Here is a 14,197-nt window from a genome sequence, read left to right as displayed (position 1 = left end):
CCGCCGAGGCTACCCCGCCTTCTCGCGCCGGTCCTCAAAACGCCGCAGACTGGGCAGCCTCGTGTCCGTCCTGCTCGCCCTCCTCGCCCTCGCTCTCCCCGTGAATCCCGCCAGTCCTGAAAGTGGAGGCGGCGCCCGGCTCACTCGGGGGGAGGAGGCGCGCTTCGTCTTCTCCTGGCGCGGGGTGCCGGTGGGGACGGTGACGTTGACGCAAGACGCCGGACGTTTCACGTATCAAAGCCGGCACCTGCACACGCGAGGGCGTGAGTACGGGGAGCGTCGGCGCGAGGCGGTGTTGGAGGTGGACTCGGCGGGTCGGCTGGCGGGGCGGGCCGTGGTTCCCCAGGCGCTGTGGCTGTGGCGGGGGCCTCCCGCGCCGGGCTGCGTGACGGGGCGTGAGGAGCTGTCCGGCCGCGAGGGCCCGCACTGCGTCACGGGCGGCACGGCGCCATGGGTGGAGGGCACGCTGCTCGGGGCGGCGTTCCGGGCGCGCTACGACGTGGGCGGGCGCATGGACGTGCTGGAGGTGGGCGAGTCGCGCTTCACCGTGGCGGCGCCGGGCGAGCGGCTGCGCGCCCCGCCGGACTTCTTCGCCAAGGGGCTGCCCGTGGAGGGCGAGTCGGGGGCGCTGGCCCTGGTGCCGCCGCTGGAGGTGCCTCCTCGCCTGGAGGGCATGACGCCCTGGACGCTGGGGGCGGCGCGGGCCCTGGCGGCGCGGGTGCACGCGGCGTTTCCGGAGAAGGGGCCTGGCGCGGCGGACTGGAGCGAGGACGGCGCGGGCGAGGCGGGGGCGTGCCTGGCGCACGCGCTGCGCTTCGCGGCCTGGGCGCGCGAGAAGGGCGTGAAGGTGGCCCTGGTGCACGGGCTGCTCGTGGTGGATGGCGGGCCCGCGCGGCCTCACGCGTGGGTGCGCGTGGCGCTGGTGGGCGGGGGCACGCTGGAGCTGGACCCCACGTCGCTGGATGACGTCCGGGCGGACACGCACCTGCCGGTGGCGCTGGAGGACGCGCGCGGCCCGGCGCTGGAGGCGGGCGCGCGGTGGCTGTCGCTCCTGCGCGGGACGCACCGGGTGGTGCGCCGTCGGTGAGGCGCGCTACTCGAAGGGGATGATGGACAGCTTCGCGCCCGCGCTGGCGCCGAGGATTTCCTTGGCGCGGGCGGGCAGGTAGGCCACCTGGTTGTCGAGCCGCGCTTGGCAGCGCACCGAGCGGAAGCGGTTGCGACCGGACTCTCGCTCGAACGCGACGAGGATGTCGTCGCCCTCCAGCTCGAAGTCCTCGTCCGCCAGCTTCACGGTGCGGTACTTGCGCACCAGCGACACGTCCGCGGTGTTGGCCTCGAAGTGCGGCCCCCCGTCGAAGGGGTCGATGCGCTCCACGTACCGGAAGCCGATGCGCTCCAGCATGCGCTGCACGCCGCGCGTCTGCGGCCCCACCTCGCCGAGCACCTTCTGCACGCGGTCCGGGAAGAGCGACGCGTAGATGTCCGACGCGGGGAACAGCTCCTTGATGAACTCCTTGTTCTGCCGGCTGAGGCGGTCCGCCTCCAGGTACGTCAGGCCGGTGAACTTCTTGCCGCACGCCTCCCACAACAGGCTGCGCCCGTCGGGGAGCAGGGGCGGGAGCAGCTCCGCCAGCACGCGCGGACGGAAGATGCGCCGGTGCATGGCGAGGAAGAGGAAGCGCACGTAGGACAGCTGCTTGCCGGGCTTGTCCGGCGTGGCCCGGTAGGGCGGGTCCACCACGAGGCCGCCGATTTCGGTGGGGCCCTCGTAGTTGTAGGCGATGGACAGCACCTTGTGCCGCAGGTGCCGCTCCAGGGAGGCGGAGTAGTGCTCTCGCTCGCTCACCTCGTAATAGATGTGCGGCGCCTCGTACGTGCCGTGCTGGGCGATGATCATCGACGTGCCGATGATGAGCCCGTTGCGCACGTCTTCGAGGACGAAGAGGTACTCCCGCTCGAAGGGGTTCTTCACCTTGCCGGCGAAGCTCTTCACCGACTTGTCGATGATGTTCTCGAGCGTCTCCTCGTTGTTCGGCAGGTTCACCGTGTTGAGCACGGCGGCGAGCCGCTTGAGGCCGGCCAGGTCGGTCTTCTGGACGTCACGCAGGACAAGCATGGGTGCACCCGGGACGCCCCTGGAATGGGCGCCGGAAGGGGTGGGGACCATACACCACACCACCTGCCGGCGGTCAGCTCACGCTCGCTTGTTTCCTTGCGTGACGCGCCGAGTCATTAGGTGAACTATCCGCCCTGGCAGGCACGCGTGGCCCTCTGCCGGGGCTCGCGGGGTGAAACATTTATCAAACGTCCAACCCCTTGCCTGGAAGCTCGCCCTGTTGTCAGGCGAGTGGGAACAACCCGAGGGGGGAATGAAGCCTGGAAGGGTTTCGGCTACGGTGCGTCGACCGTTTGCCTTCAAACCTTCGCAAGGACGCGTGCCTTTGAGAGTCTTTGTTCCTGGATTGCTTGCGATGTGGATGGTTCCCAGCCTGGCGTTCGCTGGAGTCGTGTGGCGCGGCGACTTCGAGACGGGCAACCGCTCACAGTACTCAGGCGAGCAGGTGGTCAGCTCCGACCGCCTGCTGGTGGTGACGAACCCGGTGGCGGAGGGCAAGTACGCGCTCAAGGTCACGGTGAAGCAGGGCGACGACCCCATCAACTCCAGCGGCAATCGCAACGAGCTGGTGTACCAGGGCAAGGAGAAGGAAGGCTCCGAGTACTACTACCGCTGGAAGGTGATGTTCGCGACGGACTTCCCCAGCGTGGACACGTGGCAGCTCTTCACGCAGTGGCACCATGACGGGTGCTGCGGCTCACCTCCGCTGGAGTTCTACGTGCGCGGGGAGGAAATGCGCATGGCGCTCAACTCCGACTCCACCATTCCGTGGCGCGGCAAGCTCCAGCGCGGCGTGTGGCACGAGTTCATCCTGCACGTGAAGTGGTCCGCCAAGGCGAGCACGGGCTTCGTGGAGCTGTGGCACAACAAGGAGAAGGTGCTGGCGAAGCGGAGCGCCGCGACGATGTACTCGGGCCAGAACAACTATTTGAAGCTGGGCCTGTATCGCAGCGACACGGTGAAGCCGGTGGGCGTGCTGTACCACGACGGCTTCATCCAGGCGACGACGCTGGCGGACGTGCTGGACACGACGCCCACGCCCACGCCGGACGCGGGCTCTCCGACGGATGCGGGGACGCCCACGGTGGACGCGGGTTCGGACCCGAAGCCGGAGGAGCCCACGGACGCGGGCACGCCGCCAGGAAGCGATGCGGGCACGTTGCCGGAGGAGGGGCCCGGTGGAGTGCTGCCTCCCTCGGGTGTGTCTCCCGACAGCTCGGACGGCGAAGCCGCGGGGTGCAACAGCTCCGGCGGGCCGCTCGCGGGGCTCGCGCTGCTGGGGTTGATGGGATTGGCGCGGGTGCGTCGTCGGCGCGCTTGAGGCTCACGCCGGGGCGCTGTGCTCGGCGATGTGGACTCGGGGGCTCGTCGTTGAAGCTCCCGAGTCTCGGGCCACCGCTCACAGCTCCCGGGTCTGCTCGCGCTTGCGCTCCAGGTCCAGGTCTTGTGTCGCGGACCGCTTGCTCAGGTGGGGCTCCAGGTAGCGGCTCACGTAGTCCAGGGTGAGCTGCTTGGAGTCATCGGGCTGCTGCCAGCCGGAGAGCTGGAGCTTCGTCTCCGAGTCCTTCCACGTCTTCTCCAACTGGTAGTCCGTCTTGGCCGCGAGGGCATCGATGCGAAGCCGCTCCTCGTAGGCGTGGTCGTCCCCGGTGGTCCTGGAGTAGCGGGTGCCCTCGCCCAGGCTCCGGTTGTAGGACTCCGCGCCGCGCAGTCGCTCCTCCGCGTCCTCGGCCGTGTCCCGCCGTGAGGTGGGCGCGCCATACTTCATGCTCAAGAGCTCCGAGAGCGCGCCGAAGTCCTCACGCAGGGGCGCGTCTGTGTCGAAGCGCAGCGACACGGCGGCGAGCTTGTTCAGCGTGAACTTGAAGTCCACCGTCGCCGGGCGCTCCGTGACGCGAGTGGCGACGCGGAGGTCGCCTTCGGACGAAGTCGTCCGGGCCTCGGGATAGAGCGCGCGGACCTCGTCGGGGGACATGCCCCACCGGGTCTCCTGAAACCCGCTCGTGCCGCGGAAGTTGGCGAGCTCCTCGGCGGCGAAGGCGTCATTGGAGGTGCGGATGGCCTCCCGGCGCTCCAGCAGCGCCTGGTGTCGCGCCGAGGTTCCGCACGCGGTGGCGAGCAGACACAAGGGAAGAAGTCCGACGAGGGTGCGACGCATCACGGGCTCCAGGAGGCGAGGGTGCGCTCCTGGGACGCCACGGGCCTCCAGAAATTCACGGGAGTTTTGGAAAGGCGGGAGATGCTGTTTGACAGTCATCTGTCAGTCAGACAGCCTTCTGTCCATGGCGAAATACACCACGGCCGGGTCGACGTTCACGGACCTGGTGCTCGAAGTCTTCCGGAACAACGGCCTGCTGCTCGCGGCGGGTGAGCGCCTCTCCGAGCCGTCGGGGCTCACGAGCGCGCGGTGGCAGGTGCTGGGGGTGGTGGACCATGAGCCGACGCCGGTGGCGAACGTGGCGCGCACCATTGGATTGACGCGGCAGAGCGTGCAGCAGACGGCGGACGCGCTGGAGGCGGAGGGGCTGGTCGAGTACCAGGAGAACCCGCACCATCGCCGGGCCAAGCTCATCGCCCTGACGACGAAGGGGCGCGAGCGGCTGCGTGAGGTGGAGGCGCGACAGTTGGCGTGGGCGAACAAGGTGGGAGGCCGGGTGTCCGTGGCGTCGCTGAAGACCGCGCTGGCGGCGCTCCAGGAGGTCCGTGAGGCGTTGGAGCAGGACTCCTCCGTGGCCAGTGAGGCCTGAAGCCATGGATTGGCCCCGGGTGTTCGAGTTCATCCAGCAGCGAGCCCCGGCGTTCCTGTCGGGCCTGGAGGGGGTGCCAGACGCCGCCATCTCGGCCCTGGCCGCCGAGCGGGGCGTCACGCTGCCGGGCTGCTATGTGGAGTTCTTGCGGCGCATGGGCGGCGACAGCAACGGCTACCGCCCGTTTGGTGCCACGCAGGACCATCGCTTCTCCATCATCTCCGAGCGGCTCCGCGAGGAGGACGACGCGCCGGACGACCGCGTCTTCCTCGTGGCCGTCGAAACAGACGAGTCCCAGGTGGCGTTGTACGACCATCACCTCGACCTGCGGCATGTCGAGGATGATGACACGCCCCTCGTGCTGCTGGAGCAGGGGATTCCGTTCGATGGGCACTCCCAGGTCGAGTATCGAGAGACCTTCGGTGAGCGCATCACCGCGAGCGTGTTCAACCACTTCGAGCTGAGCCGCCGTGCTCACCACGAGGTGGTGTATCAGAGCGGCGGCGTGTTGCCGGAGGCCGTGACCCTGCTGCGAAGCGCCGGGTTCGCGCCTGTCCTTCCGTTGCTGGGCCGCGTGGCCTGTTTGCAGGAGGGTGCGCTCGGCGTGCATGCCCAGGTCAATGAGGAGTACGGGCTGCTGTCGCTGCGGCTCGGCGGAGATGACCCGAAGGCCGTGGAGGCGCTGGTCACCCGGTTGCTCGCGGAGTTGCCCGAGGCGCGGCGGCCGACGAGGCCGCGTGGAAGGGGCTGAAGCCGAGGCGCTCCACCGCGCTCATGGAACAATCACACGCACGGTGAATACAGGGCGGCGGTGTGCGTCATCAGGCGCATGCACGACACATGGAGGGTGTGCACGACATCAGCGAGGACGGGCGACACCTCATCCTGAACGCAAGGGGCGGTGTCATCGGCGTGTACGACAACGACACGGACGAGTTCGCCTGGTTGAGGAACCTCAACAAGGTCACCGACGCGGGGTTTGTCGATCCGCGCTGAAGCCGCGGGGGCACGCCAGCGCTGGAGGTGCTGGCGTGCAAGTCGAGCCCCTGCGCGCGATGGGGCTCACCAACCGTGGCGGTCGAGCCAACCCTGGAGGGCGCGGGCGATGTCGTCGGGCGCGTCCTCCGGTGCGTGGTGTCCCGCTGCGGGGAGTGGAACGATTTCGAGGCCTGGGAGGGCCTTGCGTGCCCACTCGATGACTCCGGGGGCACTGAGGCCGGCGTCGCCGAAGGTCAGCAGGAGCGCCGGCTTCGCGGACGGCTGTGCGAGCCACGCGTCGTAGCGCTCGACGACGGCGACGACGTCGGCCGGCTCGCCGTCGATGGGAATCTCACGCGGCCACTGAAGCATCGGGCGCCGTGACGCCGCGTCGGGATAGGGGGCGTAGTAGGCCTCGCGGGCGCTCTCGGTGAGGCCCGTCTTGACGCCATGGCCGAGCGAGCGCACGAGGAATTGATTCTGCTCGAGCACCAGCTTCTCTCCGACGCCGGGCGTGCGCAGCGCGCGGAACATCTGCTCACCCTCGGGCGACCAGTCGCTCCAGTGCATCGGTCGGAGGAACGTCTCGAAGACCACGACGCCGCGCACGCGGTCCGGATGTCGTGAAGCCCAGTCGAGGGCGAGCACGCCACCCCAGTCGTAGCCGACGAGCACGACGTCGCGCAGGCCCAGCGCGTCGAACCAGGCGTCGAGGTACCGCGCGTGGTCCCCGAAGCGATAGGCGATGTCGGGCTTGCCGGAGCTCCCCATCCCGATGAGATCGGGCGCGAGGCAGCGGCCCCGGTCCGCGAGCTTGGGAGTCACGTTGCGCCACACGTACGAGGACGTGGGGTTGCCGTGCAGGAACACGATGGGGGAGCCGGCTCCTTCCTCACGATAGGAGATGAAGGAGTCGAGGACGGGGACCTGGTGGGTGGAGGGCATGGGCGTGCGCTGGGGAAGGACGGGTGGAGAGGCGTGGCACGCGATGAGCGCGCCGGTGAGGAGCCAGCCGAGCAGTCTGTGCATGCGCCCAATATGCGGCCGGAGAGACCTTCCTGGCCGTGATGGTTCGTGAGCGGTATCCTCACTGAAAATGAGCATTCAGATAGGGGCCATCGACCTCAACCTCCTCCTGGTCCTCCACACCGTGCTCGCGGAGCGCAGCGTGGTCCGCGCGTCCGAGCGGCTCCACGTCACGCCGTCGGCCATCAGCAACAGCCTGGCCCGGCTCCGCACCCTGCTAGGGGACCCGCTCGTGACTCGCAAGGGGCGTGGCATCGTCCCCACTCCGAGAGCGCTCGCGCTGGCTCCGGCCATTGGACGCGGGCTTCGGGAGATGGAGCTCGCGCTCCATGAAGTCCCCTTCGAGCCGCCGCGGTGCAAGCAGACCTTCACCCTGGCCGCCGCCGATGCGGGACAGCTCACGTGGGTGCCACGCATCGCGGCGCTGATGCGCGAGGAGCTGCCGAACGCTCGACTGAGCGTGGTCGGTATCGATTCCCTCGTCTCCCTGGGAGACCTGGGGGCGGGACAGGTGGACTTGCACCTGGGTGTCGCGGGGCAGGGGACGGGCTTGCACATCGAGCCGTTGTTGACGGAGCGCACCCAGCTCGTGGCGCGTCGAGGGCATCCCATGCTGGGCAAGCGGTTGTCGGCGCGAACGCTGGGCGGACTCCGGCATGTCCGCGTGGAGATGGTGCCGGGGAAGAGCTTCCGTGACGCCGTCGGCGCCGCCTACGCGCGCGCGGGCATCCCGCGAGAGGTCGTCATGACGGTGCCTTCATTCACGGCCGCGGCGGCGGTGGTCGCAACGACAGAGCTGGTCGCGACGTTGCCGGAGTCACTCGTGGTGGAGCAGGGGGCGCGCTTCACGGTGCAGCCGGTCGACGCACCCTATCCCGCGCACTCCGTCAGAATCTCCATGTGCTGGCACGAGCGCACCCACCTGGACCCGGCGGCGCGCTATTTCCGCGAACTGGTGCGGAAGGGTGTCCTGGCCGCGTGAAGAGGACCGCGCTGGAGCAGGACGCTGACGTCGAACAATCACACGCACGGTGAATACAGGGCCGGTGCGTTCGTCATCAGGCGCATGCCCGACATCTTGCGCAGCACGGTGCTCACCGCACTGCTGGCCACGTCCGCGACGGCGTGGGCCGAATCCTCCGCAGCTCCAGAGCCCACGGTGTCTCCGGTGCCTTTGATTGCCTTGGCCCCGGGGAAGGTCGTCTACGTCGACCCGGAGGGCTCTCGAATCCTCGCGGACTGCGAACAGGTCCAGGAGTCGCGGATGCTGTCGGGGCCCGACAAGGGCAAGGTGAGTCGAGAGCCCAGGCCCTGCCCGCTCTCGTTCCTCGCCGTGCATCCCCCCACGGGGCGCTGGGCGATGGGTGCGACGGTCAACGGCGATATCTCGTGGCGCCGAACGGTGAGCATGACGGTGGCTGGCCGCAAGGTCGTCATGCCCACCGACAAAGCGGGGCGGGTCAAGGACGGTTTCATGCTCGTGATGGGGGACCTGGAGGGCGTCGTGGCCATCACTCCCGGAGTTCCGGCGCAGTGGACCGACGGCAGTGTCGTCCATTTCCAGGTCCCCGAGCAGTTCACGGCCGACGGCTCACGCGTGCTGGTCTCGAACGGGACCGTGAGCACCAAGGAGTGGTGGAGCTGGAGCTTCGGGCCCAAGCCCGAGGGGATTCGCGTGCTCCCGGCGGGTGTGACGGATGTCGGAGGCAATCGCCTGGTCCTGGGGGAGTCGCGCACCGTGGTGAGGCATGAGCGCGGTGGAGTCCGGGTCGCCACGTTGGACCCCACGGGCACGAAGCCCTGGAAGGTCGGCCCCTCTTTGAAACACAAGCGGAAGGGATTCCTGACGCCCATGGTGCTGGGCGACACGCTGGTCTACTACCGCGAAGGTGTATGGGATGAGGGTGGCTGCGACGAAGCGAACCCCGGCACCTATCGTCGCATCGACTTGCGCACCGGTGAGGAGAAGGTCTGGAGGACTCACGAGACCTGGTGCAGCTCGGGCGAGTTCAAGGCGGCGAACCCGCGGCGCAGGACGCTGATTTTCGCCGAGGGCAATTACTACTACGAGGGCACCATCAAGTTGTTCGAGTACTCGCTCGACCGGGATGAGGTGCGTGAGCTCAAGATTCCACCGACCGAGGGCGTGAGCGACATCAGCGTGGATGGGCGGACGCTCACCCTGCTCGCGAGGGGTGGGGTCGTCTCGGTGTACGACGTCGACACGGAGGAGGCGACCTGGCTGGAGGGCCTCGAGAAGGTCACCGACGTGGGGCTGCTCGACCTGCGCTGAGGCGGCCCGTGCACGCCAGCGTTCGAGGCGCTGGCGTGCGGACCGACGAGACGTGGTGTCAGCGCTGCCCGGACTCCAGGCCCGGGCGGTCGTCGAAGAGCTGGACCCAGCGCCCGTCGAAGCCACCGCTCGTCGGCGAGTACCACGCGCCCGGCAGCCAGAAGCCGTGCTCCACGCCGTCCTTCGAGTCCGTGAAGCCCGTGTGCACGAAGTAGTCGTGCTGCCACCAGAAGGTACCCGGCGACGTGCCGAAGCCGCTCGCGCTCGCACGCGTCCTGCCGCGAGAGTCCGCCACGCTGCTGGCATAGGCATTGTCGTGGAACGCGTTGGAGCCACCGCCGCCGAAGTCGGAGGCGCTGTCGTTCAGCTCGAAGGTGCCGAGCAGCCACTTCTTCGCGATATATCCCTCGCGGTCATCCTCGTTCTCGATGTCGCGCGTCTGCGGGAAGAAGCGCTGCATCCCCGCGCTCACCTCGGCCTGACCCACCTCGTTGACGATGGGGCTCTCCAGCCAGAAGTCGATGGGTGACGTGTCCTTCCAGTGCGTCGTGTAGCCGCCGTATTGCCAGTGCGTGGGCAGGATGTCCGCGAGGTCCTGAAGCTCGTACGTGATTCGCTTCACGTTGGGCCAGGTGATGGTCTTCCCGTTGTCGTAGCGGCTGGCCAGCGCGTCCGCCGTCGCATACGTGAGCGCCTGCGCGCCGAACGCCGCCACCGCGTCCGCCGAGCCCTCCGGCACGAAGGCATAGTGCACGTTCTTCTTGCCGTCGTTGTTGACCCCGGCCTCCGCCTTGCCCGCGCTCGCCATGCGGCCCGCGAAGAACGAGTAGGGGTCCGTGCAGAAGCGCAGCTCCTGGCCGTGCGCAGCAGCCAGCTTGTCGGACCACTCCGCCTGCCAGATGAGCAGGTGCTTGCCCGTGGCCGTCTGCATGAAATTGAGGTCCACGTGCCCTGCCCGGCGCACGACGTTGCGCTTGTGCTGCGTCACCACCGCGTACGCGACGGACTCGCCGCTGCCCGGGTTGCCGACGACGTTCTGGACCAGCATCTCCACCCGCTCCCAGTCGTGGAGCTGGTAGTCCCCAGCCGCGTTCTTATCGAGCGCGTGATACACGTGATAGATGAGGACGAGGTTCTTCCCACCGTCCATGAACTCGATGAGCGACGTGTACAGCGTCGGGCGGACGCGCCAGCCGGAATAGGCGCTGGGGCCCGTGCGCGACGCATCGACGTACTGGGGGATCTGCTTCCAGTTCAGCTTGTTGTTGGAGAAGTTCGCATCCTGGTCGAAGTCGAAGTTCGTCACCCAGTCGTAGCCGTGCCGCCCATCGTTTCCGTTGCCTCGCTTGAGGACGACGGGCGCGTAGTACTGGAGGAACGCCTGTCGCTGGGCGCTCGTCAGGGACCACGCCTGGGCCTGGGCCTGTGAGGGCCAGCACAACGCGGCGAAGGTCAGCGCGAGCACGGCGTACAGGCCGAGCCCTCGATACATCGGTGCACGTCTCGTGGTGTCTGGGGTCATGCCCGGAGCAAACCATGAGTCTTCCCATATCAATGTACGGAAAACGTGAATAAGTCCGTTTCCTGAAAGGATGGCGCCGTGCGTCGCTTGAAGCTTCACGGGGCCCGTGCCAGGAACCGCGCATGAGCGACGACTCGACTGGCGGTGATGGAGGCGTGCCCCACCTGAGTCCGGAGGAGTTCCGGAAGCTCGGTCACCGGATGGTGGACTGGATTGCCGACTATCAGGCGCGGCTGGAGTCCTTCCCCGTGCGCTCGCAGGTGGCGCCCGGTGGCGTCGCGTCGAAGTTGCCCGCGCATCCTCCCGAGGATGGGCTCGCGGGTGAGTCCGGTTGGGAGGACATCTTCAAGGACCTGGAGGACATCATCCTGCCGGGCCTCACGCATTGGCAGTCACCGTCCTTCTTCGCGTACTTCCCGGCGAATGCCTCCGGGCCCGCCGTGCTCGGAGAGCTGCTGTCCGCGGGCCTGGGTGTGCAGGGCATGCTCTGGTCCACCAGTCCCGCCGCGACGGAGCTGGAGACGCGGGTGGTCGACTGGCTCGCGGAGCTGACGGGCCTGCCCGAGGACTTCCGCTCCACTTCCGCCACTGGGGGCAGTGTCATCCAGGGCACCGCGAGCGAGGCCACGCTCGTCGCCATGGTGGCTGCACGCGAGCGTGCCCGTCGTCACGGCGCTCCCGCGGACTCCGAGTGGGTGGCCTATGCGTCCACGCAGGCGCACTCCTCCGTGCTCAAGGCGGCCATGTTGTGCGGAGTAGCGCATGGCGCCGAGGACACGACGCATGTGCGGCTCATCGAGACGAATGCTCGCTATGGGATGCGGCCCGAAGTGCTGGAGCGTGCCATCCGCGAGGACCTCGATGCGGGGCGCAGGCCCTTCTTTGTCTGTGCCACCGTGGGGAGTACGTCGTCTGGGGCGGTGGACCCGGTTCGCGCGGTGAGCGAGGTGATGGCGCGCACGCCCATGCGGTCGTCCGGCGGCTGGCTGCATGTCGACGCGGCCTGGGCGGGCGCGGCGCTGGTGTGCCCCGAGCATCGCGGCTTGCTCGATGGAGTGGGGGGCGTCGACTCGCTCGCGTTCAATCCACACAAGTGGCTGCTCACCAACTTCGACTGCAATGCCTTCTACACGCGGGACAGGAAGGCGCTGCTGGATGCGCTCAGCGTGACGCCGGAGTACCTGCGCAACGCCGCGAGCACGAGCGGCGCGGTCATCGACTATCGTGACTGGCAGGTGCCGCTGGGACGCCGCTTCCGCGCGCTGAAGCTGTGGTTCGTGCTGCGTCACTATGGCGCGAAGGGCCTGCGGGCCCACATCCGTGAGCACGTGCGGCTGGGGGAGTGCTTCGAGTCGTGGGTGGCGGCGGATGCGCGCTTCGAGGTGGTCGTGCCCCGCTCCCTGTCGCTGGTGTGCTTCCGCTTGAAGCCGCTTCAGGGAGAGACATCCCAGGCGACCGATGCGCGCAACCGGGAGCTGCTGGAGCGGGTGAATGCCTCGGGCAAGGTGTTCCTCTCGCACACCGTGTTGCCGACGGTGGAGGGGGCTCCTGCTCGTTACGTGCTTCGGATGGCCATCGGGGCTTCGACGACGCAGGAGCGCCACGTTCGCGCCGCATGGGAGCTCCTCGCCTCCGCCGTCGGCTGACGTCCTCCGACAACAGGGCCAGGGGTTCGACCTCGTCCGGCCCGCCCCCGCCGCGCCCACCGCCCGCTGAGGCGCCTGCTCCCACAGGTCCTCGCGGCCCGGGCCATGTGGCATCATGCGTTCGCTCATGGTGCCGCACCGTCCTGTCTCGCTCGTCCTCAGCTATCAGTACCCGGGCAAGTACGCCTTCACCGTGCTGGCGGGCGCCGTCGAGTCGGACCCGGCGCTCGCGGACGTGAAGCTGTTCTTCCCTCGCGATAGGGAGACGCTGCTCTCCACCGTGAAGGAGCGCGCCGACGCGGGCGACACCGTGGTGGCAGCGTGGTCCTTCTACTCGGCCAGCTTCGCCGTCTCGGTGGCGGAGCTCGCGTGGGTGCGTGAGCGACTGGAGGGCCGCTCCGTCCTCTGCATCGCGGGTGGGGTGCACGCGACAGCCGAGCCCGTCCAGACGCTCCAGGCGGGCTTCGACCTCATCGCGATTGGGGAGGGGGAGTACTCGCTGCGCGAGCTGCTCGGCCGCGTACAGCGCGGAGAGGACCCGCGTGACACGCACGGCGTGGCGCACCTGAAGGACGGCAAGCTGGTGCAGCACGGCCGCGGTGAGGGCGTGAAGCTCGACGACTTCCCGCCCTTCGCGGCGCGTCACGCCATGTACGGCGCCATCGAGATTACGCGCGGCTGTATCTACGCGTGCCGGTTCTGCCAGACGCCCTTCATGAGCAAGGCGCGCTTCCGCCACCGCTCCGTGCCCAACATCGCGCACTGGGCTCGGGAGCTGCGGCGCTCGGGACGGCGGGACATCCGCTTCATCACGCCCACGTCCATGTCCTACGGCACCGGCGACGAGACGATGAACCTGGCCGCGGTGGAGGAACTGCTCGCCGCCGTGCGCGAGGCCATGGCTCCCGACGGGCGCGTGTACTACGGCACCTTCCCCTCGGAGGTCCGCCCCGAGCACGTCACGCCCGAGGCGCTCGCGGTCCTCAAGCGCTACGTCCACAACGACAACCTCATCATCGGCGGCCAGTCCGGCTCCGAGCGCATCCTCCAGGCCACGCGCCGGGGCCATGACGTGGAGACGGTGGTGCGCGCCACGCGGCTCGCCGTGGAGGGCGGCTTCATCCCCAACGTGGACTTCATCCTCGGCCTTCCCGGCGAGGCGCCCGAGGACGTGGAGGCCACCGTCGTCCTCATGGAGCGGCTGGCGGAGCTGGGCGCGCGCGTGCACGGGCACACCTTCATGCCGCTGCCCGGCACGCCCTATCGCGACGCCGCGCCAGGGCGCGTGGATGAGGAGACTCAGCGCAAGCTGGACAAGCTCGCCTCTCAGGGGCGGCTGTATGGCCACTGGAAGCAGCAGGTGGCGCTGGCGGAGGGCATCGCCTCGCGCCGCAGGCCTCGGGCGGGCTAGCGTCCCCCTCGCATCACTTCGTCGGGCCCGCGAGCGCCCAGGCGCTTAGGATGGAAACGCGATGTCCTCCGACGAGACCCCTCCCTACTGGTTGCTCATCTCCGTCCTTTTCAGCTCCCAGCCGCTGACGCCCTCGCTCGCCATGACGCTGCACCAGACGGCGTACGAGCTGCACGAGCGGGGAGAGGGCGCCAGGGACGTCGCCGGGGACATGCTGAGCGGCAAGGTGCGCAACCTGCGCAAGGACGTGGCGCTCGGCGGAATCGCGGGGCCCGCCTTCGAAGCGGACATCGAGACGGAGCGTGGCTCCGGCCTGGTGCGCTTCATCCTCACGCGCCAGGGCCTGGAGATGATGCGTCAGCAGCCCGCGACGCCGCCTCGCCCGAAGTACCTCAACTGAGGTGACGGGGGCCTGGTCGCCGGCCCTCTCGCTGCGCGAAGTGTCTGGTCGTCCC

The 14,197-nt window shown here is 68.7% G+C and carries 14 protein-coding genes; 10 read left to right on the top strand and 4 right to left on the bottom strand.

The window, feature by feature from the left end; genetic code table 11:
* Window positions 1-61: 61 nt before the first annotated feature.
* Window positions 62-1,087: a lasso peptide biosynthesis protein gene (locus tag ACN469_RS31380; protein ID WP_498773864.1), complete on the top strand. Its 1,026-nt coding sequence runs from the start codon at window positions 62-64 to the stop codon at window positions 1,085-1,087.
* A gap of 6 nt (window positions 1,088-1,093) precedes the next feature.
* Here the strand turns inward: ACN469_RS31380 and ACN469_RS31375 are convergent, their stop codons facing one another.
* Window positions 1,094-2,119: an arginine N-succinyltransferase gene (locus ACN469_RS31375; RefSeq protein ID WP_498773862.1), complete on the bottom strand. Its 1,026-nt coding sequence runs from the start codon at window positions 2,117-2,119 to the stop codon at window positions 1,094-1,096.
* 355 nt (window positions 2,120-2,474) lie between these two features.
* Between ACN469_RS31375 and ACN469_RS31370 the strand changes: the two genes are divergently transcribed.
* A complete protein-coding gene (locus ACN469_RS31370) occupies window positions 2,475-3,440 on the top strand; it encodes a polysaccharide lyase family 20 protein (RefSeq protein WP_498773860.1) in 966 nt (321 codons plus the stop codon).
* A 78-nt stretch (window positions 3,441-3,518) separates the two neighbouring features.
* On the opposite strand, the gene ACN469_RS31365 is transcribed toward ACN469_RS31370, so the two are convergent.
* Entirely contained in the window at window positions 3,519-4,277 is a 759-nt protein-coding gene (locus tag ACN469_RS31365) for a hypothetical protein (RefSeq protein WP_498773858.1), read from the bottom strand.
* A gap of 124 nt (window positions 4,278-4,401) precedes the next feature.
* Here ACN469_RS31365 and ACN469_RS31360 point away from each other — a divergent pair, with 124 nt between their 5' ends.
* The 3 genes from ACN469_RS31360 to ACN469_RS31350 all read left to right on the top strand — a co-directional run bounded on the left by ACN469_RS31360 (window position 4,402) and on the right by ACN469_RS31350 (window position 5,862).
* A complete protein-coding gene (locus tag ACN469_RS31360) occupies window positions 4,402-4,866 on the top strand; it encodes a MarR family winged helix-turn-helix transcriptional regulator (RefSeq protein WP_498773856.1) in 465 nt (154 codons plus the stop codon).
* Window positions 4,867-4,870: 4 nt separating this feature from the next.
* Window positions 4,871-5,617: an SMI1/KNR4 family protein gene (locus ACN469_RS31355; RefSeq protein ID WP_498773854.1), complete on the top strand. Its 747-nt coding sequence runs from the start codon at window positions 4,871-4,873 to the stop codon at window positions 5,615-5,617.
* An 89-nt stretch (window positions 5,618-5,706) separates the two neighbouring features.
* Complete coding sequence (locus tag ACN469_RS31350) at window positions 5,707-5,862, top strand: hypothetical protein (RefSeq protein ID WP_498773852.1); 156 nt, start codon at window positions 5,707-5,709, stop codon at window positions 5,860-5,862.
* A 66-nt stretch (window positions 5,863-5,928) separates the two neighbouring features.
* Here ACN469_RS31350 and ACN469_RS31345 read toward each other — a convergent pair whose 3' ends face one another.
* Entirely contained in the window at window positions 5,929-6,873 is a 945-nt protein-coding gene (locus ACN469_RS31345) for a haloalkane dehalogenase (RefSeq protein WP_498773850.1), read from the bottom strand.
* A gap of 67 nt (window positions 6,874-6,940) precedes the next feature.
* Here ACN469_RS31345 and ACN469_RS31340 point away from each other — a divergent pair, with 67 nt between their 5' ends.
* Both ACN469_RS31340 and ACN469_RS31335 read left to right on the top strand, forming a co-directional pair.
* Window positions 6,941-7,852, top strand: coding sequence for a LysR family transcriptional regulator (locus ACN469_RS31340; RefSeq protein ID WP_498773848.1), 912 nt, complete (start codon window positions 6,941-6,943; stop codon window positions 7,850-7,852).
* A gap of 84 nt (window positions 7,853-7,936) precedes the next feature.
* Window positions 7,937-9,163 (top strand): hypothetical protein, encoded by a 1,227-nt coding sequence (locus tag ACN469_RS31335; RefSeq protein WP_498773846.1) that lies wholly within the window; start codon window positions 7,937-7,939, stop codon window positions 9,161-9,163.
* A 58-nt stretch (window positions 9,164-9,221) separates the two neighbouring features.
* Here the strand turns inward: ACN469_RS31335 and ACN469_RS31330 are convergent, their stop codons facing one another.
* Window positions 9,222-10,655: a hypothetical protein gene (locus tag ACN469_RS31330; protein ID WP_498773844.1), complete on the bottom strand. Its 1,434-nt coding sequence runs from the start codon at window positions 10,653-10,655 to the stop codon at window positions 9,222-9,224.
* 152 nt (window positions 10,656-10,807) lie between these two features.
* On the opposite strand from ACN469_RS31330, the gene ACN469_RS31325 reads away from it, so the two are divergent.
* From ACN469_RS31325 to ACN469_RS31315, 3 genes are all read left to right on the top strand, one after another.
* The gene (locus ACN469_RS31325) at window positions 10,808-12,331 is read left to right on the top strand and encodes a pyridoxal-dependent decarboxylase (protein ID WP_498773842.1); all 1,524 of its coding nucleotides are present in this window, start codon (window positions 10,808-10,810) and stop codon (window positions 12,329-12,331) included.
* A 127-nt stretch (window positions 12,332-12,458) separates the two neighbouring features.
* Window positions 12,459-13,742, top strand: coding sequence for a TIGR04013 family B12-binding domain/radical SAM domain-containing protein (locus tag ACN469_RS31320; RefSeq protein ID WP_498774133.1), 1,284 nt, complete (start codon window positions 12,459-12,461; stop codon window positions 13,740-13,742).
* Between the two features lie 61 nt (window positions 13,743-13,803).
* Entirely contained in the window at window positions 13,804-14,142 is a 339-nt protein-coding gene (locus ACN469_RS31315; RefSeq protein WP_498773840.1) for a hypothetical protein, read from the top strand.
* Window positions 14,143-14,197: the final 55 nt, after the last annotated feature.

Source organism: Corallococcus terminator (genome assembly GCF_049194865.1).
Taxonomy (GTDB): Bacteria; Myxococcota; Myxococcia; order Myxococcales; family Myxococcaceae; genus Myxococcus; species Myxococcus terminator_A.
Note: the sequence above shows the minus strand (reverse complement) of the source record. Positions and strands in the feature narration are given on the sequence as shown.